Genomic DNA, 19,188 nt, shown 5'->3' with positions numbered 1-19,188 from the left:
GCTGTCAATCATAAATGGTTATTTTTGGACGAACAGTTGGTCTTCACTCTTCCAATAGCGATCGGTAGACCATATTGCCTATGAAAAACAAACTAAGAAACGGCATAGCCCTTAGCCTTATTCCGCAAATCATTCTAGTCAAATGGCTGGCTGGCCACCCTGATTGGGTCGAGCGCTTTTATAGTAATGGTATCTACCCATGGATAAGTCAATTTTTTAGAAGTTTATTCGGATGGATTCCCTTTTCTATTGGTGAAATTATTTATACGATATTGATTGTTTTGATATTTCGCTATATCATTCGAAATCGAACAAAAATAAAAACGCAACCCCTTGTATTTTTGCGGGATAACATCATGGTGCTGTCTGTTTTCTATTTCACCTTTCACATCATGTGGGGACTCAACTATTACAGACAACCACTAGCAATAACCCTTGCAGTGCAAGAGAAAGCGAACTACCAAGACATTAAGAAGCTTTCTGAAGCTCTTGTCGCGAAGACCAATGCATTGCAAATGCAGATCACAGGTGATAGTATAGCGATAGTAAACCTACCGTATACTAGAAATGAAATTTTTGACAAAACTATTGGCGGTTATGATGGGTTAGGCGTTCAAATGCCCTTTTTAGAATACCCTCGCCCCAGCGTTAAAAAATCAATGTTCAGCATTATGTCAAGTTATATGGGCATTGGTGGCTATTTGAACCCGTTTACCAACGAAGCGCAGGTGAACAAAAAGACACCTGTTTTTCGTTTTCCTGTAGTCGTAGGGCACGAAATTGGACATCAAATTGGTTATTCTGCAGAGAACGAAACCAATCTAATTGGATATTTGGTTACGCTTAAGAACGAGGACATTTATTTTCAATATTCCGCCGCTGCATATGCCTTAGCCTATTGCCTAAATGCCGTTAACCGAACGGATGAAAAAGATTTTGAAGCGCTTTATGCCAGCATTAACGAAGGTGTAAAGAAAAACTATAGAGAGCTACAAGATTTCCACGAAGCTTATGAGAATCCGTTTGAGCCAATTTTTACTTCTATTTTTAGTACCTTTTTAAAAGCCAATAACCAGGTCGATGGCGTTCAGAGCTATAGTCGGGTTGTGCACTTGCTAGTTGGTTATCATGAGAAGTATCCGCTGTAAATTACAAATTAAAGCTCGAATCCAACTTGGTTTCGTATTTGCGATTGTGCTTGTGTAAGTCATTTCAGTTTGATTTGGTATTTGTTATTTTTAGCCGAATGTTAAAAAGTTCCAAACACCCCTGTAAATCGAATGACTTCCCTTACATTTAGTAAGACTAATTAATCAAAAACTTATTTATGAAAATCAGACTTTTATGTCTCGCCTTCTTATGGTGCGGCGGCATCTTATTTGCCCAGGAATACTTCCCTGAAAATGACGGTGTAAAATCTAAAAACAACAATTACACAGCCTTTACCAATGCCAAAATTTATGTTACCCCTTCACAGGTTATCGAGGGCGGTACCTTGCTTATTCAAAATGGAAAAGTAAAACAAGTAGCTAAATCGGTAAGCATTCCAAAAAACTCGGTGATAATAGATATCAAAGGACATACTATTTACCCTTCCTTTATCGACCTGTATTCTAAATTTGGTGTAGAGCAACCAAAACGCCCTACTGGGGGAGGCCGTACTGCGCAATACGATGCTTCACGACAAGGATTCTACTGGAACGATCATATCATGCCAGAGAATTCGGCCATTGCCAAATTCAAATACGACGATAAAAATGCGAAAGAGCTGCGTAATATAGGTTTCGGCGTTGTCAATTCTCACATTCAAGATGGTGTTGTTCGCGGCACAGGTGTACTTGTAGCGTTAAACGCCAGTGGTGATGATTCTAATCGTATTCTAGACGATAAATCGGCACAATATCTTTCCTTTTCTCGGAGTGTCATCAAAAAACAATCCTACCCAACTTCACTTATGGGTTCGATGGCATTATTACGGCAAATGTATTCCGATGCCAAGTGGTATGCCGCCGGCAATTCAGAAACCAAAGACCGCTCTTTGGAAGCCTTGAATGAGAACAAGGTACTTGTGCAAATATTTGAAGCCAAAGATAAAGGGAACGCCTTAAGGGCAGATAAAATTGGAGATGCTAACGGCATACAATATACCATCTTAGGCGGAGGCAATGAATACGAACGTATTGCCGAAATCAAAGGAACGAACGCCAAATTTATTCTTCCGCTGAATTTTCCCGATGCCTACGATGTTTCCGACCCTATTGCAGCTTCTTACGTAAATTTAAAAGATATGCGCAAGTGGAATCAGGCACCTTCAAACCCTAAGATTATGGCAGAGAACGGCATTCCATTTGCACTTACACTATATGATTTAAAATCACCTGCAAAGTTTAAGGCAAAATTGATGAAAGCCATTAAATACGGACTCACAAAAACAAAAGCATTGGAAGCTTTGACTACGGTTCCTGCTTCCATCTTGGGGAAATCTGCAAGCATTGGTTCGCTACAAGTAGGGCGCCAGGCAAATTTCTTGATCGCCTCCGGTGATATTTTTGATAAAGGCACCACCCTTTATGAAAATTGGGTTCAGGGGCAAAAGCATGTGATCATCGACAAGAGTCAAAAGGATATACGGGGTACATATGATCTGTCTGCCGGAGGAATAACATATAAGATGACAATAAGTGGTGAAGTCAGCAAACCTAAGATCGAAATCAAGCAAGACACCAACCAACTGAAATCAAAAATTAGTTATAAAGATGATTGGGTGTCTTTTTCTTTTGCTACTGACAAAGGGGAAAAAAATTATCGGATGACCAGTTTGACCGGTAGAGCTTCAGATAATCTGAAAGGAAAACTAATCCTTCCCAACGGTAGCGAATCTACCTTTTCGGCAATGAAAACTGCTGCTTTTACCGCTGAGAAAAAGGAGGAAAAGAAAGCAGATACAGCGCCCGAAGTTATGGCTGTTACCTACCCCAATATCGGTTACGGTCTCAAGGTCAAACCGCAGCCAGAGACTATCTTATTTCAAAACGCCACGGTTTGGACCAGCGAAGACGAGGGTATTTTAGAGAAAACTGATGTGCTTGTAAAAGACGGTAAAATTGCAAAAATCGGTGTTAGCCTTGCTCCAGGTAGGGCCACAGTTATCAACGCTTTAGGAAAACATTTAACGGCGGGTGTCATTGATGAACATACCCACATTGCTGCATTGGCTGTGAATGAAGCAGGGCACAACTCCACGGCCGAAGTAAAGATGGAAGATGTGGTTGACAATGAAGATATTGACATTTACCGTCAATTGGCAGGGGGCGTTACCTCAGCACAATTGCTACATGGTTCTGCCAACCCTATAGGGGGGCGGTCGGCCATCCTAAAATTGAAATGGGGTGAATCTCCTGAAAATATGATCTACAGTAATTCGCCCAAGTTTATCAAATTCGCTTTGGGTGAGAATGTAAAGCAAAGTAACTGGCAGAGCTTTGCGCGATTCCCACAAACGCGTATGGGGGTTGAGCAGGTGTTTATGAATTACTTTCAAAGAGCTAAGGAATATGATGCTAAAAAGAAAAGTGGCCAACCCTATCGTTATGATGAGGAAATGGAGGTTATTGCTGAAATCTTAAACGGGGAACGCTTTATAAGCTGCCATTCCTACGTGCAGAGCGAAATTAATATGATGATGAAAGTGGCCGAAAAATTCAACTTTAGGGTCAATACGTTTACCCATATTCTTGAGGGATATAAGGTTGCGGATAAGATGGCAGCCCATGGTGTTGGCGCTGGAACTTTCAGTGATTGGTGGGCTTACAAGTATGAAGTCAATGATGCGATTCCGTTTAATGCAGCCATAATGCAAAAGCAAGGGGTAACGGTAGCTATCAACAGTGATGACGGTGAAATGGCCCGAAGACTAAATCAAGAAGCGGCCAAAACTGTAAAGTATGGGGGCATGACCGAACTAGAGGCTTGGAAAATGGTAACCATCAACCCTGCCAAACTGCTCCATGTCGATAATCGTGTGGGAAGTATCAAAGTGGGTAAGGATGCTGATTTGGTACTCTGGAATGACCACCCGCTGTCTATCTATGCAAAAGCGGAAAAGACCTTGATCGAAGGAGCCACTTATTTCGATTTGGAAAAAGACCAGCAAATGCGTAATGCTATTAGAAAAGAGCGCACCCAGCTCATCAACATGATGCTCAAGGAAAAGGCCGGTGGTGCAAAAACACAAGGCCCAAAGATGAGTAAGAAAGAAAGAATGACCTGTGAGAGCCTGTAAGGTAGGCTAAGTTTAAATGTTAAGTTTTAAATAGAACAATCATGAAAAAAATAAAAAGCATACTAACCGCCCTCCTACTGACCATAGGATTAACCAGCTGGGCACAGCAGACTCCCGCAGCAAAACAAACTGAAGCGATTACCATTACAGGGGCGACCGCTCATATCGGAGACGGAACCGTCGTAGAAAATTGTACCATCGTTTTTGAAGATGGAATAATCACCGGCCTAGGGGCTGGCGAAACGACCCAAGGTGAAGTTATCGATGCCACCGGCAAACATGTGTACCCCGGCTTTATTGCTCCGGTAAAAGAATTAGGACTCATAGAAGTCAATGCGGTTCGCGCAAGTAGAGATGCCGATGAGATTGGCGATATCATTCCCCATGTTCGCAGTTTAATCGCCTATAACGCAGAATCAAAAGTGGTGGAAAGTATGCGACCAAATGGGGTTTTGATGGCGCAAATCACACCCAAAGGTGGTCGTATTTCGGGCACCTCTTCCATCGTACAGTTTGATGCATGGAATTGGGAAGATGCGGCCGTAAAAGTAGATGATGGTATTCATTTGAACTGGCCCTCAAGCTTTAGAAGAGGTCGCTGGTGGTTAGGGGAAGCTCGAGGCTTAAAGCCAAATAAAGATTATCAAAAACAGGTAGCAGAGGTTGAAACTTTTATGCAAAATGCTTTGGCATATGGCGGTGGAGCGGCCAAGGAATTGAACCCCGCTTTCGCAGCGATGCAAGGTGTTTTCAACGGGGGTCAAAAATTATACATCCATGCTGATGGAGAAAAGGAAATCATTGATGGTATTATCCTAGCAAAAAAATCTGGCGTTCAATCTATCGTATTGGTGGGTGGGTATCACGCGTACAAAGTGACCGCATTCTTAAAGGAAAACGATATTCCCGTTTTGGTGCAGTATACACATAACACCCCTGAATTTGAAGACGACGACTATGATTTGCCTTATAAATTACCAAAACTGCTTATGGATGCTGGCTTGTTGGTTGCTATTCAGAATGGAAATGCAAGTAACTTTCAAACTAGAAACCTGCCATTTTATGCCGGACAAGTCGTAGGTCAGGGGCTAGCAAAAGAAAAAGCGGTTCAAATGCTTACTGGAAATACTGCCAAGATCTTAGGAATAGACGCCACCCATGGCACCTTGGCTGTTGGTAAAAGCGCCACGCTATTTATCTCAAAAGGAGATGCGCTTGATATGCGTACAAATCAATTGAGCCATGCTTTTATTGATGGTAGAAACATTTCCCTAGAAACCCACCAGACTGAACTTTGGAAGCGGTATATGGGTAAATACAAAGGCAAATAATTAACAAAACTATTGAAATGACTAAAAAGCTATCCTTACTTGTTTTTGCGTGTTTAAGTGTTCTTCTAGGTACTGCTCAAAATGGAACAAACCCTTCTTTCGAAGAGGTGATTTCATTGCAGTCTCGGTCTAATGCAGTGATTTCCCCTGACGGAAAAAATATCGTTTTTGAAGTGCAGTCGGTGGACTGGAAAGAAAATCGATATGATAGAGAGCTCTGGTTGATAAAAGATGGCAATGCGGCATTTCAGTTAACCAATAATACCGAAGGAAGTAGTAGAAATCCGAAATGGTCGCCCGACGGGGAATGGATAGCGTTCACCTCAAAGCGTGGTGAAAAAACACAGATTCATGCTATTAGGGCCGCAGGTGGCGAATCTTCCCAACTCACAAATACCGATAAAAACATCTCGAGTTTTGAGTGGTCTCCTGATGGTAAAAAAATTGCCTTTCTACAATCAGAAGATAAATCAACCGATGAAGAAAAAAGAAAGGAGAAATATGGCGGTTTTGTCGTAGAGGATGCGGAATACAGTATGAATCAAATATGGGTGGTTGATTTTAATTCAGCAAACTTTAATAGAAGGCCATTACCAGAGCAGCTGAAGGATACTGTTTATAATAAAAAGCAAAAGGCCAAACTGCTTATAGATAGTACCACTTTTTCCGTCAACTATTTTAAGTGGTCTCCCGATGGCAAAAAAGTAGCTATTGAACATCAGCCTGATCCGCTCATAAATACTTTTTTCGATGCAGATATTTCCATTTATGACATCGGCTCCAAATCGATCAAGCCTTTAGTAAAGAATTCTAGTTATGACGGACTGGTAGATTGGTCTCCCGATGGTATGTCTATTTTGTATGGCAGTAGTCTTAACAATAAAGTTTCCAACTACTATAAGAACGGAAAGTTCTTCCGAATTGACGCTGACGGCAAAAACAACCGACAATTGGCTGAGGGTTTTGATGAGAATTTGTTCGCTCTACAATGGAATAGCAATGGCATATTTGGATTGTCATGGCAAAAGACCGTCCGAAGAATGGTGCATATTGATCCTCAAAACGGAAGTACTGATATACTATCAGGTACTCCAGAACGCATTTGGAATTATTCATTTTCCGATGATGGAACAAAAATTGCCTTTACTGGCAGTAATGATACCGATTTAACCGAGGTGTATTCGAGCAGTTTTCCACTTGGTGATGCAAAATCACTAACCACGTCAACGCAACAAATTGAAACTTGGGCAACGGCACAAAGCGAGGTCATAAGCTGGAAGAGCAAAGACGGAGCAGTTATTGAAGGCGTTTTACACAAACCACAAGACTACGATGCTACTAAAAAATATCCACTATTGGTTATTATTCATGGCGGACCAACGGGTATATCAACGCCCGGTGCAGTACCTTCTTATGTATACCCCATGGTACAATGGCTAAATAAAGGAGCATTGATATTGCGCCCCAATTATAGGGGTTCAGCTGGCTATGGTGAAAAATTCCGTTCTCTTAACGTAAAAAACCTGGGTGTTGGCGATGCCTGGGATGTGCTATCTGGGGTTCAATATTTGGAGAAAAATGGCCTTATAGATGGCAATAAAGTGGGCTCCATGGGATGGAGTCAGGGTGGATATATATCGGCCTTTTTAACGACCAACTCCAATAAGTTCAAAGCGATTTCGGTAGGAGCTGGAATTTCCAACTGGATGACCTACTATGTAAATACGGATATACATCCGTTTACGCGACAGTATTTGAAAGCTACGCCTTGGTCAGACAAAAAAATCTATGAAAAGACCTCGCCTATGACCAACATAAACAAGGCGGAGACTCCTACTCTCATCCAACACGGTGAAAATGACCGCAGGGTACCCATTGCTAATGCCTATGAACTCTTTCAAGGCTTACAAGATGTGGGTGTTGAAACAAAGTTTATCATTTATAAAGGTTTTGGACATGGTATCAACAAACCTAAGGAACGTCTTGCCGCTACATGGCACAACTGGCAATGGTTTGGAAAATACATTTGGGGAGAAGAGATAGAAATACCAGCAGAATAATACGCTTTAAAGAAGGATGCAAATACATGGGCGAAGCGTAGGCAATAATAACTTCTTCATTGCCATAACCACCGAAAAATCGTAATTCAAAAGCTTGTGTGAACAAGCTTTTATTTATATACGATTCCTGTTCAGCAAGCGTTTATTACTAAATGCTTTGAAACAGACTCATATGCAGTTAAAAAATATACTTTCCTTTTTGTTTTTTCTTCTGGCTATCGGTAGCATGTTAGCACAAAGGGGGTGGATTGCTGGTGACATCTTTCTCAACAATGGAGATACCAAAAGCGGGTTGGTAAAAATAAGTTTAGTTTCCAAAGATTTGGTTGCCCTTGGTGGTGGTGGAGCTGTAAAATTCAAACCTACCAAAAAAGGAAAAAAAGCCAAATACCGGCCGGCTGAAATAGATCATATTATTTTAAACGATACAAATTATGGTGGGTACTATGAGTACGTTGCTGTTTCCGATAAAAAGAAGGAGCTTTTTAGGGCAGTCGTCACAGGAAAGGCCATACTCTATCATCGGTATGTCAGCATGACTTCTAGTACAGGAGGAACTAACGGTATGATGATGACTTCTACATACGAAGTAGATGAGTACTACGTGAAACGAGAATCAGAAACCATAGCGATGCCCTTAATAACGGGTAGAATTTCAAAATCGTTTCGACATCGCGCAAAAAACTACTTTTCTGATTGTCCTTCTCTCGTGGCAAAACTTGAAAATCAGACCTATCGTAAAAGAGATATTGAAAAGGTAATTAAGGTATACAATCGTTGTGATTGACCTAAATTGCCGATAGAATAAAGAAAACATAAACTCCTTCTAGATTACATTTTTATGAAGATTAATAGTCAATCTTCACAGCCTTTGATTTATTGATCTACCTGCCTGTTTTCAGGCCCCTTAACCAAAAAAACTGTCGAATATTTTATAACTTAGAGGGGCGTCTGGGCCATTTCATAGAAAGTTTTTGAAATAGCTCGACTTTTAAAAAGAGGTATGGATAAAATTTCACGTAAAACATTCATTGCTCAAACGGGTATGCTTGGCACCTCGCTTGTGCTAGGACAAGGATGTGATTTTTTCGCAAAACCAAGTAAGGCAGCACCCCAGAGAGGAGTCACCATTGCGATGCCAGCAGAGGGCGAGGATATTTTTTCCTATATCAAACGGATGTACGGTAAAATGGATATTACCCGATACCGCCAGATCATTGGTGCAGCCAATGAATTCAAAGAAGGCGACCAGACCTTAGGGCTTGCGGCAAAAGATGATGCATCACGTAACAACGCGCGTAGCTTGCTCAGCCAAACGAAAATTAGCGATCTCGACGAGAATGTAGTTCATCAAGATGGCATTCTTGACCTAATCAAGCAATCCACTGTTACCAAAGAAACAACTCAAAACTTGACCTTAGGCGAGCTTAAACAATTTGTGTTGACAAAATCGGAAACCGACATAAAAAAAATAATGCCCAGCTTGTCAAGTGATGTTATTGGCTGCCTTGTTAAGCTAATGAGCAATACCGAATTGATAAGCGTCGGCCAAAAGGTGTTCAATCCGCTACCCAATAGTAATATTGGAAGCAAGGGCTACCTCAGTGCAAGAGTACAACCCAACTCTCCTACCGACAATACTGAAGATATTACTTGGCAGGTTTTTAACGCTTGGTCTTATGCCGTTGGTGATTTGCTACTAGGTACCAATCCGGTTTCTAGCGAGCCCGAATCTGTTGCAAAAATCGAACAGTCGCTTTTCGACATCATCTCCACTTTTAATCTACAAGATACCCTACCCAATTGTGTGCTTTCACATATTGATATACAGGCTCAGGCAGAGCAAATACAGCCGGGTACCACAGGAGTCTGGTTTCAGAGTTTGGCCGGTACCGAAGCTGCCAATCAAACTTTTGATGTGACTATTGAGAAAATGTTTTTTCATATGTCAAAACGAAAGGGGCGCTATGGTTTATATGCGGAAACGGGTCAAGGAGCTGATTTTACCAATGGTCATGGCGCAGGTTTTGATATGGTCATTCATGAGGCACGCAAATATGGTTTTGTACGTGCTTTAAAGCAAGAAATGTCAATCTCCAAAACGCCGCAAGAAATGCCCTGGGTCTTCTTGAACGATGTAGCTGGTTTTATCGGTCCCGAAGTGTTTCGTACCAGAGAACAGTTGGTACGTTGTTGCTTAGAAGATACTATTATGGGAAAATTACATGGGTTGACTATAGGGTTAGACATTTGCTCTACACTCCATATGGACGTTACGCTAGACGATCTCGATTGGTGTATTGAACAGATCCTGCCAGCTAACCCAGCCTATTTAATGGCATTACCGACCAAAAACGACCCCATGCTGAGTTATCTGACCACAGCCTTCAACAACCACGTAAAAATACGTGAGCAATTCGGGTACAAGGTAAACGATACCATGTGGAACTTCTTTAAAAAAATTAAAGTACTAAATGCTGCTGGAAAACCTACTGAACATTTTGGCGACCCCATTTGGGTATATTATCAATATTGCTTAGCTAAAAAAGATCCCAGGTCTAAAGCTGATATTTATGCAGAAGGGCAACAGTGCATTGCCCGAATTCGAGATAGAGGCGTACCCATTTCTGAAGGTTATGGAGAACATATCTGGGATATGACCCAAGAACTCGACCAAGAAGTACATCGGCTTTACGAAGATGCCAAAATTAGCCTTTGGACGGAACTAGACCCTAAATTTACAGCCACAATTCCCGCTGCAGCCCAGATTAGTACGCAGTCAGTAGATCGTGTAGATTATGTTTACCATCCCGAAAGTGGGGAGCAATTGACAGCAGCTGCGGTTCAAGAAGTAAGGAAAATAAAAGCCGCTTGGGCAGATGAAGTACCTGATGTACAAATCATCATCTCAGATGGCCTCAACCCCAGAGCGTTGATGGATGAAGGTCATTTGAAACCCTTTCTAAGTGGTTTGAAAGCAGGGCTTAAAGAAAATAGCTATACCCTGAGCGATACTACCATCGTCATTCAACACGGTAGGGTGCGCGCCGGGTATGCCTGTGGGGAAGTGCTATTCGGAGGTGTCAAAAGCAGCAGACAAAAGGGTATAATTCATGTTATTGGGGAACGCCCAGGGTCGGGGCATCATAATTTCTCAGCCTACTTAACAGTTGCGTCTCCTTCCACCTGGGGTCAACAAGGTAAGGTCGATCATGATGTTTCACGGGTAATATCGGGCATTTCCGATACTGCTTTGTCACCCAATCAAGCGGTGAAAGATACTCTGAGGGTTTTTAATAGGCTCTATATTAATGTATAGGAAAGTTATCATCAAGAACATTAATGCTTGAGTTTAGTATGCGCTACTTACACCGTATTAATTGGAACTTTGAATACATAACCCATGTTGTATCTCCTTATAACACCACATTTGAAATAAGGTTCTCTACCGTTGGATGGTCATTTCCACCAACAGGTTCAATTGTGATATTTAGCGACTCTGCATCTTCTATATATCGAAGAAGAACATAATCTCGATTGTTACTAAGCACCCCCATGTTGATCATTTCACCCGCTACATCAGCCCACATTTGATAAGTATGCTCTTCGTCTAGCGCGCTTAAGCCCTTAGTATTCAAAATTACTTCCTTTGTTTGGTGATTCACATAGGCAGTAGCTCGAGAACTGGGAGATTTTGAATTACCAACCAATACTAAAGGTACTACGTTGGGATTATTGATTTGCTGATATCTGTTATTCGTTTCTTCATAATTTTCCTCAAGTTTCGAAAGACGCTCTTGCAGAGCAGCAGTTTGAGTTTCCAAAGTTTTTAAGTTTTCTTCTGATGCTCGCCATTGATTGTATATCCATGCGGCACCAAAGGCCATCAAAGCTGCTATACTGGCAGCAAACCAAAAACTGGTATTTGGTCGTGAATTCGACAGAGAACGGAGATGTTTTTCTTCATTCATTTCGCTAACTTGTGTTTCCAACCCCTGTCGCACGCTTAAAGGAGGATCCACAGCATTTTCAAAAGCGATGCGTTCAAAATCGGCTTCCAACAAATCGAAATGAGCGCGTAGGTCGCTGTCGCCTGCTATGGCAATTTCTACCATCTGCAAGGTCTTATCGTCAAGTTCCCCGAGGAGGTATTGCTCCAAGAGGCCGTCTTCCAAGATTTTCTTTTTATCCATTTCCCATCATTTCAAATAGCAATAACAACAACAATTGTTTTGGGTATACCTCCTTAAGTTGCAACAACGCTTGGCGCACATACGATTTAAAGGTACCCAACGGAACTTCCATTTCTTCATGAGCTTCCCTATGAGTTAGTCCCTTGAAGTACACGAGCTCTATTGCACGCTGGTGATGGGGTTCCAATTTTTTTAATACCCCATTCAGTTCCGAATAGTCCTTCGGCAGATCTGCAGTTTTATGGTTATATACACTTAAATCATCTGTTTGGATGAGGGCGCTTCTCTTCCGAATTGCATTCAAGGCCGTATTTTTGGCAATACGGTATGCCCAAGTATAAAATCGTCCTTTATCGGGGTCATAGGTATGTATCTTTTGCCAGATTTTCACAAAACTTTCCTGTAGTACATCTTGGGCAACATCTTCCCTATCGCAAATGCGCACCACAACACCGTATAAAGCTTTAGAATAGGCATCATAAAGACCAAGCAAAGCGCTTTTATCACCTTCTTTTAGGCGTTTGATCAACCTTACATGGATTTCTTTCGACTGCATAGTTATGTTAAAGATATGATAAAAAAGTAGCAAGCTCATCCATAGATAGAAAGCCGGTGTACTTACCAATGAAAACAAACAATAGCTGTTTGTAAAATAATATATAAAAACAAAATCATGAAAAAATTAATTCTAAGTTTCACAGCAATCACCCTATTATTATTCGCTCAGAGGGTAAAGGCACAAGACATTGTAGATGTAGCAGCATCAGTCGACGATTTTTCAACTTTGGTTACTGCGGTAAAAGCAGCAGGCCTTGTAGATGCCTTAAAGGGAGAAGGACCGTTAACCGTATTTGCTCCCGTAAATTCTGGTTTCGCCAAGATCGATGCCAACACCTTAAATTCCCTATTAGAGCCGGCCAACAAAGAAAAATTAGGTGCTATTCTTACCTACCATGTAGTTGCTGGTAAATTAGTGGCCAAAGATGTAGCAAAGGCTTTAAAGAGTGGAAAAGGTAAAGCTACTCTGACTACCTTAAATGGGGGCACACTAACAGCGGTAAGCAAAAATGGCGGTATCTATCTTAAAGATGCCAACGGCAACTACAGTAAGATTACAAAAACTGATGTCATGGCTTCCAATGGCGTAATCCATATCATTGAAGATGTGGTAATGCCCAAGTAAGCACTTGTCTTTTTATTGATGAACAGGCACCGCTAAGGCGGTGCTTTTTTTATGAACTTCGATTGGCAAAGGGTTGCGCACCAATACACGGTCAAAAAAAGTCGAATCAACTACCCATAAACTTAAGCCAAATACCTCCATATCTGCTCCATTTGACAATTACCTCCCTTTTTATGAAAGAAAGAGCGCCAATAAATCCATACAGATCTGTAACAATTCAGACGCAGTGTACACCAATAAATCGCTATACAATTCGAGTTGTTTAGTTCTAATCAATCAAAAAATCATGAACCGTTATTTCGAAGTATTCTTTGACTACGTACGTCTGCTTGTTGATATCCCTGAAATAGATCAAGACATTTGTCGTACTTACTTTAAACCACTACAGCTTAAAAAAGACAGCATTATCTCCCCCGCTGGCAAAATACCCGAATTCCATAACTTTATTGTTTCCGGTTATATGCGAAACTACTATGTTGACGAAAAGGGCCAGGAAATAACCACAGATATTAACGATGGGCCACGATTTTTCACTTCTTATGATGCTTTTATGTACCGTAAGATCTCCAAAGAAAACCTACACTGTATTACCGATTGCGAGCTGCTGCAAATTTCACGTGATGCGGTAGACATTACCGCGAAATTGGGTATTACCCAACAAGAATACACCCTTCAAATTCTACAACAACAGTTGGAAAAGAACAAACAACGTGCAGTAGACCTTACCACCCTCTCAGCCGAACAACGCTACGCTAAACTGATCAAGAACAGCCCAGCTATTATCAAAAATATTCCCCTAAAATATATTGCTTCTTACCTGGGTATCAATCCTGGTAGTTTGAGTCGTATTCGCAAAACTCTGGCCTAGTCTGTTAGCTGCATTTCTTCACATTTGTGAAGTGCTCGGCAGGATTTTGCTTTTAGCTTTGTATAATCAGCAACGCTAAAAAATAACTAGTCAGGCAACTTTTGCGTCAAATTGTACGTCTGTTATAGAAAGAGCCTGATTTTCATCAATCAAAACCAATCCTATGTCTTCATCAATCTCCATCACAAAATCGAAATCGAAATCGAAAGTACTTAAACGCTCTGTCAACTTATGGTTTGTCGTCATCGTAATCGGGCAATTTATATTTGCACTCTACATTCTAGACTTGTATGGCGTCAACGGTCTTGCCGGCGACTTCGAACGATGGAATGCAGCTAGTCCGCACGGCTACGTAGAACAAGACCTCTGGGGAAATCTCTTTTTCGGAATACATATGGCGCTGGCAGCAATCATTACGATCGGCGGGCCACTACAGCTGATGAAAAAAGTACGCACCAAGTTTCCTACATTTCATCGTATTAATGGTAGGATCTATATTTTCACTGCCTTTTTAATTAGTATTGCTGGCCTTTACCTGTCTTGGGTAAGAGGTATGGTAGGAGGCTTGATTGGTGCTATTTTTATCACTTGTAACGCGGCCCTAATTATGGTTTGTGCTTTTTACGCCGTGCGATTGGCAATGAACGGAAAGTTAGCTTCACATCGCAAATGGGCGATTCGTCTATTTCTTGCGGTCAGTGGAGTGTGGTTCTTTAGGGTATTTTTGATGCTATGGCTCACTATTTTTCAAGGCCCAGTGGGTTTCGATTTGGAAACTTTTCAGGGCCCTGCATTGAATATGATTTACACCTTTAGCTATATTTTTCCGGTGTTATTTGTTGAATTCTATTTTAGGGCAAAGGAAAGTAAACATAACAAAGGTCAATGGACACTATCTGTCTTTATGTGGGTGTTGACTGCCTGTATTGCAGTGGGTACCTTTTCAGCGACTATGGGCATGTGGCTGCCGCGTATGTAAAAGGTTTAGGGGCAAAAAACCAAACTCAATGCCCTGATTTTACTCCTTAGTTCGTGTACACGCTATTCTCCAAAAGGGGAATACAATAGACTCGGAGGCGTCTACCCACTCACCAATCCATTTATAACCGGTTTTAGAGATATCATAGAAGGTAAGTCGTGAAAAGCCATCTGTACCATTAGGCGCTTTCTGAGGCTTGTACAATATGATCTTACCATCCTTATTTTTAACGCCTTCCCAAGAAGACAAAGTCGGAGTTGGGGTCAAAGAGGAATAATAATGTACATACCATTTCAGACTGTCTGCATTGAACTGACGGATACTACCTGAATGTGCACCGTCTGCTTTCAGAGTTTCATCTTGGATAGCCATACCGTTCATGATATATTTATATTTCCAGGTCATTTTAACCGGTTCTGCCCAACCCCCTTCTTGATTTCTACGTTCTGATACACAATCACACAAGCCAATGAGCGGTTTGAAATCGTCTAGTTGTTCTGGCGCCTCTGGGTTCTGGAGTCCGTAAGGATTCGTCTGCGATGGCTCATATTCACTTTGCGCGATCATACATACGAAAGGGCAGCATAACAAAAAAAATGTAAGTGATATTTTCATAGAACGAAATATTGGTTCTCAGGGAAGTTACAAAAAGTGGTTAAAAGCTATTCGGTTTTAACATACTTGGAGGGATCATTCTCAAAACTTACCTTACAGCCATCACAGCAGAAATAGACCTGCTCACCTTGAAACTCCACAATGTGTTTCGGATTCTTTTTAGATACGGGCACATTACAAACTGGGTTGATATAATAATCCTCGGCAAATTTGTCTTCAGCCGGAGTAAAAAGATCTTCACTAACCTTGTCTTTGGTATGAACGGGCATGGTATCAGCCGCATTGCCATTTCTAAAATGATCGATTACCTCTGCCAAAATACTAATAGCCACCTCGCTAGCCAGCTTCGCATTGATATCTAATCCTACAGGACTTCGCAATTGTGCGATGCGTTTTGCAGAAATACCTTGGTCGGCCAAATACGCTTTAATATCTTCCGCCTTTTTTGCACTGGCAACAAAACCAACGTATTTCACGGCAGTTTGCAAGGCTTTCCGAACAGAGAGTTCATCATCTTCGCCCTGTGTAGTCACTATAATGTAGGTATTCGCAACGCTCTTGAATGACCTGAAATCAACAACATCTTTAACTTCATAAGCCGTAGGAAACATTTGCACATCGGCATCACTCGCCAACACAGAGACCTTGAAATCAGCTGCTGCAGCCAATAACGATAGCTTTCTGGCTATATTAGACTTCCCTACAATAATCAACTCTGGTTGTGGAATCACGGGTTCTATCATAACTTCTAAGGTTCCTTTACTTTGACATGACATGACATATTCTTTGTAGTTCGCCGTTTCTCGCGTACCGCCTTCTGGGGAGATACGAACACGTCGGTAGCGCTTGCTTTTTATTACATCCAAGGCTTCTTTAATGACAATGCCGCGTACGCAGCCACCACCTATCCAACCAATGAGCTCCCCAGTATCTAATACAAGGGCCTTGTCTCCCACTTTACCAGAGCTTGGCGCAATGCGGTCAATCACTTGTGCTATGGCAAAGTTAGAGCCTTTGGCTAGGTGCTCTTCTATTTTCAGGGCAATTTCATTAAACATCCATCAATACTTTTTCCAATTTCAACAAACTATCCAAGTTATGTGCCGATTCAAAGGCATCGAGATGCGGCATCACATTGACCATTCCCTTTTGAATGGGCTGGTAACCTTTCATTCCTTTCAAGGGGTTCAGCCAAACTAGAGTTTTGCATTTTCTCCGAATGGTTCGCACTGCTTCCTTAAGTACAGTCACACTGCCGGTTTCTAGTCCATCGCTCAGAACGACTACGATATGCTTTTGACTTAAAAATTTACTTCCGTAAACAGAAAGAAATTCCGTAAGTGATTCCCCGATCTTGGTACCGCTTGACCACGAATTTACGTTCTTACCAATCTGTTTTAAGACTTCCTGTTCGTTATTTTGTCGCAACATAGGTGTTACATGGGTCAAATGTGTACTAAAGGTAAAGAACTCTAAACTCTTAAAATACTTTTTTAACACCATCACATAGCGCAACAGGTAGTAGCTATACGTATCCATAGAACCGCTGACATCCAAGATAAAAACCACCTTTCGTTTTTCCTTTCGCTTGCGTTTGTGAGCGAGATCTAACAACATGCCCCCTTTATCAATACCATGTCGAATGGTGTTTCTAACGTCAATACTCCCTTTGTTTGCATTTTCCAACCGGCGTTTAAAGCGCATACTCATTTGGTGAAACAGCTCTTCGGCCAGTTCTTCCAATTTTTCTTTATCAGTAACATCCACTTTTGAAAAATCTGTCATTCGCAAACGGATGCTTTCGTTAGCACCCACGGTTTCTTTTGCTTCTTGTTCTTTAACTTCTTTTTTCAGGACCTTGAATTCTGTTCCCAAAAAAATAACTGTTGCGGTGTCTTTTTCTTTTTTAAGTTGTTGAATTTGCTTTTTCCGTTGTTCTAATTTCTCTTCATAATAACGACTCCAAAAACGGTCGAACATCTCGTCAAAGCGATCAAAATGTTCTTTGCGTTTACAGTAGATAGATTTTAAACTATACTGAAACAACTTACGATCTAGCACCCAACCCCTTTCGGCAACTTCAAAAGCGTCTCGAGTTTCTTGAGGCCCTAAAACAAACTGGCGCTCACGACAATACATGGTAAAGTCAATAAGACGTTCTCTAAAAGGTTTTTTAACAGCTTGCACGAATATTCGATTGTTTAAAGTTGTAGCCCTCGACTAGGATCGAGGTAAGAAATTAGGTAATAGGTACCAAAAAATCTTGAACCGATTTGTTCTGTACAAACGCTACGTCATCTTTGTGTTTCAAAACACTACCGATGGTGGTCTTTACGATCTCATCAGTAATAGAGTTTTGATTCATCATTAAGAGGGTTTTTGCCCAATCTAAAGACTCTGCGATTCCTGGTGGTTTATGAAGACTCGACTTCCTTAGATTATGGATAAAGGTCACTACCTGAGTAGCCAGTGCCTCATCAATATTCGGAAGCTTCTTAGCAATAATGTCAATCTCACCCGCTTTAGAAGGAAAGTCTACCCAATGGTAAAGACATCGTCTTCTTAGGGCATCGCTCAATTCTCTTGTTCGGTTAGACGTTAAAATCACGAAGGGCTTTGACTTCGCAGAAATTGTTCCCAATTCGGGAATACTGATCTGAAAATCAGAGAGCAACTCCAACAAATAAGCTTCAAACTCTTCATCGGCTCGATCGATTTCATCGATCAAAAGCACTATAGGTTTAGCTGCACTTATAGATTGTAACAAGGGTCGCTGTAAAACATAATCCATTCCAAAAATCTGATTTTGAAGTGCTAGTTTATCTTCCTCCTGCTCAAAGAGCTTGATATGAAGGAGCTGTTTTTGATAGTTCCATTCGTAAATCGTCGTGTTAACATCAAGGCCTTCATAACATTGCAATCGAATCAGATTCGTACCCAAATGTTGAGCCAAAGTTTTGGCCAGCATAGTCTTCCCTACGCCCGGATTTCCTTCTAGCAACAAAGGCTTTTCTAGATTCTTCAACAGAAAAACAGAAGTTGCTAAGGCTTCATTTAGAATATAGTCGTGCTCATAAAAATCTTTAATAAGCTTTTCGATGTCTTTGTTCAATTCCTTTAATTTAGAAAAGCTATGCGGGGGGCATAGCTTCTGATTACAGATTATCGGGACTAGCTATGCTGTGGCCTCCGCTGCGGCTAATTTTTTCGAAAAATTCGAAACGAATTGTTTGAACAATTGATTCGATACTGTGGAGATCAAACGCGATCCAAACTGCGCTATTTTTCCATTTACCGTAACATCCATAATGGCATCTAGTTTCACGCCACCTTCATCACGCTCAGAAAGGTCAATCGTCATTTTCATCTCCGCGTTTCCATTGCCTTTTGAATCGACACCATCACCCGAAATGATGATTTTACGATTGTCGACATCAATCTCGTTATAGTAAATATCAGCATCGTACTTCACCCCCATGGGGCCAAATTTCATTCCTACTTTTCCTTTGTAATGGTTGTCACCTACTTTCTCGTCTATAGTGACTCCCGGTACGCAATCCATTATTTTCTCAGGATCAATAAGGTGCTCCCAGACTAGTTCTGTGCTTTGAGGCACTTCAAATGATTTATCTAATTGTGTTTTCATTATATTTTTCTTTATGAAGATTGTAATTTGG

17 protein-coding genes are annotated in these 19,188 nt (G+C 41.2%); 9 read left to right on the top strand and 8 right to left on the bottom strand.

Going from position 1 to position 19,188, the window contains the following annotated elements:
- Positions 1 to 80: 80 nt before the first annotated feature.
- From ABJN95_RS09540 to eutB, 6 genes are all read left to right on the top strand, one after another.
- Positions 81 to 1,148: a DUF3810 domain-containing protein gene (locus tag ABJN95_RS09540; protein WP_348370163.1), complete on the top strand. Its 1,068-nt coding sequence runs from the start codon at positions 81 to 83 to the stop codon at positions 1,146 to 1,148.
- 179 nt (positions 1,149 to 1,327) lie between these two features.
- Positions 1,328 to 4,282, top strand: coding sequence for an amidohydrolase family protein (locus ABJN95_RS09535; RefSeq protein ID WP_348370162.1), 2,955 nt, complete (start codon positions 1,328 to 1,330; stop codon positions 4,280 to 4,282).
- 41 nt (positions 4,283 to 4,323) lie between these two features.
- The gene (locus ABJN95_RS09530) at positions 4,324 to 5,613 is read left to right on the top strand and encodes an amidohydrolase family protein (protein WP_348370161.1); all 1,290 of its coding nucleotides are present in this window, start codon (positions 4,324 to 4,326) and stop codon (positions 5,611 to 5,613) included.
- Positions 5,614 to 5,630: 17 nt separating this feature from the next.
- Complete coding sequence (locus tag ABJN95_RS09525; protein WP_348370160.1) at positions 5,631 to 7,673, top strand: S9 family peptidase; 2,043 nt, start codon at positions 5,631 to 5,633, stop codon at positions 7,671 to 7,673.
- A gap of 172 nt (positions 7,674 to 7,845) precedes the next feature.
- Positions 7,846 to 8,460 carry a hypothetical protein gene (locus ABJN95_RS09520; protein WP_348370159.1) on the top strand — a complete coding sequence of 205 codons (615 nt, stop codon included), beginning with the start codon at positions 7,846 to 7,848 and terminating at the stop codon, positions 8,458 to 8,460.
- A 216-nt stretch (positions 8,461 to 8,676) separates the two neighbouring features.
- Entirely contained in the window at positions 8,677 to 10,992 is a 2,316-nt protein-coding gene (eutB, locus tag ABJN95_RS09515; protein WP_348370158.1) for an ethanolamine ammonia-lyase subunit EutB, read from the top strand.
- A gap of 97 nt (positions 10,993 to 11,089) precedes the next feature.
- Here the strand turns inward: eutB and ABJN95_RS09510 are convergent, their stop codons facing one another.
- Positions 11,090 to 11,866 (bottom strand): anti-sigma factor, encoded by a 777-nt coding sequence (locus tag ABJN95_RS09510; RefSeq protein WP_348370157.1) that lies wholly within the window; start codon positions 11,864 to 11,866, stop codon positions 11,090 to 11,092.
- Positions 11,859 to 12,422 carry an RNA polymerase sigma factor gene (locus ABJN95_RS09505; protein ID WP_348370156.1) on the bottom strand — a complete coding sequence of 188 codons (564 nt, stop codon included), beginning with the start codon at positions 12,420 to 12,422 and terminating at the stop codon, positions 11,859 to 11,861. The genes ABJN95_RS09510 and ABJN95_RS09505 overlap by 8 nt, the downstream gene beginning before the upstream one ends.
- Positions 12,423 to 12,539: 117 nt before the next feature.
- On the opposite strand from ABJN95_RS09505, the gene ABJN95_RS09500 reads away from it, so the two are divergent.
- Positions 12,540 to 13,049, top strand: a complete 510-nt coding sequence (locus tag ABJN95_RS09500) for a fasciclin domain-containing protein (protein ID WP_348370155.1) — start codon at positions 12,540 to 12,542, stop codon at positions 13,047 to 13,049.
- Positions 13,050 to 13,061: 12 nt separating this feature from the next.
- Here ABJN95_RS09500 and ABJN95_RS09495 read toward each other — a convergent pair whose 3' ends face one another.
- Entirely contained in the window at positions 13,062 to 13,208 is a 147-nt protein-coding gene (locus ABJN95_RS09495) for a hypothetical protein (protein ID WP_348370154.1), read from the bottom strand.
- Positions 13,209 to 13,335: 127 nt separating this feature from the next.
- On the opposite strand from ABJN95_RS09495, the gene ABJN95_RS09490 reads away from it, so the two are divergent.
- Complete coding sequence (locus tag ABJN95_RS09490; protein ID WP_348370153.1) at positions 13,336 to 13,917, top strand: Crp/Fnr family transcriptional regulator; 582 nt, start codon at positions 13,336 to 13,338, stop codon at positions 13,915 to 13,917.
- Between the two features lie 163 nt (positions 13,918 to 14,080).
- On the top strand, positions 14,081 to 14,896 hold the full coding sequence (locus ABJN95_RS09485) for a DUF2306 domain-containing protein (protein WP_348370152.1): 816 nt from the start codon (positions 14,081 to 14,083) through the stop codon (positions 14,894 to 14,896).
- Positions 14,897 to 14,935: 39 nt separating this feature from the next.
- On the opposite strand, the gene ABJN95_RS09480 is transcribed toward ABJN95_RS09485, so the two are convergent.
- From ABJN95_RS09480 to ABJN95_RS09460, 5 genes are all read right to left on the bottom strand, one after another.
- Positions 14,936 to 15,511 (bottom strand): hypothetical protein, encoded by a 576-nt coding sequence (locus ABJN95_RS09480; protein ID WP_348370151.1) that lies wholly within the window; start codon positions 15,509 to 15,511, stop codon positions 14,936 to 14,938.
- 47 nt (positions 15,512 to 15,558) lie between these two features.
- The gene (locus tag ABJN95_RS09475) at positions 15,559 to 16,569 is read right to left on the bottom strand and encodes an XdhC family protein (protein WP_348370150.1); all 1,011 of its coding nucleotides are present in this window, start codon (positions 16,567 to 16,569) and stop codon (positions 15,559 to 15,561) included.
- Positions 16,562 to 17,698 carry a VWA domain-containing protein gene (locus ABJN95_RS09470; protein ID WP_348370149.1) on the bottom strand — a complete coding sequence of 379 codons (1,137 nt, stop codon included), beginning with the start codon at positions 17,696 to 17,698 and terminating at the stop codon, positions 16,562 to 16,564. The genes ABJN95_RS09475 and ABJN95_RS09470 overlap by 8 nt, the downstream gene beginning before the upstream one ends.
- 52 nt (positions 17,699 to 17,750) lie before the next feature.
- The gene (locus ABJN95_RS09465) at positions 17,751 to 18,623 is read right to left on the bottom strand and encodes a MoxR family ATPase (protein WP_348370148.1); all 873 of its coding nucleotides are present in this window, start codon (positions 18,621 to 18,623) and stop codon (positions 17,751 to 17,753) included.
- Positions 18,624 to 18,686: 63 nt separating this feature from the next.
- Positions 18,687 to 19,157, bottom strand: coding sequence for an SRPBCC family protein (locus ABJN95_RS09460; protein ID WP_348370147.1), 471 nt, complete (start codon positions 19,155 to 19,157; stop codon positions 18,687 to 18,689).
- Between the last annotated feature and the right edge of the window lie 31 nt (positions 19,158 to 19,188).

The sequence above is a fragment of the Maribacter sp. genome, from assembly GCF_039974175.1.
Taxonomy (GTDB): domain Bacteria; phylum Bacteroidota; class Bacteroidia; order Flavobacteriales; family Flavobacteriaceae; genus Maribacter_C.
Note: the sequence above shows the minus strand (reverse complement) of the source record. Positions and strands in the feature narration are given on the sequence as shown.

What these genes read in the sequence shown, in the direction of transcription:
- ABJN95_RS09540 (WP_348370163.1), top strand. Translation starts at nt 81, where the DNA reads ATGAAAAACAAACTAAGAAACGGCATAGCCCTTAGCCTTATTCCGCAA.
- ABJN95_RS09535 (WP_348370162.1), top strand. Translation starts at nt 1,328, where the DNA reads ATGAAAATCAGACTTTTATGTCTCGCCTTCTTATGGTGCGGCGGCATC.
- ABJN95_RS09530 (WP_348370161.1), top strand. Translation starts at nt 4,324, where the DNA reads ATGAAAAAAATAAAAAGCATACTAACCGCCCTCCTACTGACCATAGGA.
- ABJN95_RS09525 (WP_348370160.1), top strand. Translation starts at nt 5,631, where the DNA reads ATGACTAAAAAGCTATCCTTACTTGTTTTTGCGTGTTTAAGTGTTCTT.
- ABJN95_RS09520 (WP_348370159.1), top strand. Translation starts at nt 7,846, where the DNA reads ATGCAGTTAAAAAATATACTTTCCTTTTTGTTTTTTCTTCTGGCTATC.
- eutB (WP_348370158.1), top strand. Translation starts at nt 8,677, where the DNA reads ATGGATAAAATTTCACGTAAAACATTCATTGCTCAAACGGGTATGCTT.
- ABJN95_RS09510 (WP_348370157.1), bottom strand. Translation starts at nt 11,866, where the DNA reads ATGGATAAAAAGAAAATCTTGGAAGACGGCCTCTTGGAGCAATACCTC.
- ABJN95_RS09505 (WP_348370156.1), bottom strand. Translation starts at nt 12,422, where the DNA reads ATGCAGTCGAAAGAAATCCATGTAAGGTTGATCAAACGCCTAAAAGAA.
- ABJN95_RS09500 (WP_348370155.1), top strand. Translation starts at nt 12,540, where the DNA reads ATGAAAAAATTAATTCTAAGTTTCACAGCAATCACCCTATTATTATTC.
- ABJN95_RS09490 (WP_348370153.1), top strand. Translation starts at nt 13,336, where the DNA reads ATGAACCGTTATTTCGAAGTATTCTTTGACTACGTACGTCTGCTTGTT.
- ABJN95_RS09485 (WP_348370152.1), top strand. Translation starts at nt 14,081, where the DNA reads ATGTCTTCATCAATCTCCATCACAAAATCGAAATCGAAATCGAAAGTA.
- ABJN95_RS09480 (WP_348370151.1), bottom strand. Translation starts at nt 15,511, where the DNA reads ATGAAAATATCACTTACATTTTTTTTGTTATGCTGCCCTTTCGTATGT.
- ABJN95_RS09475 (WP_348370150.1), bottom strand. Translation starts at nt 16,569, where the DNA reads ATGTTTAATGAAATTGCCCTGAAAATAGAAGAGCACCTAGCCAAAGGC.
- ABJN95_RS09460 (WP_348370147.1), bottom strand. Translation starts at nt 19,157, where the DNA reads ATGAAAACACAATTAGATAAATCATTTGAAGTGCCTCAAAGCACAGAA.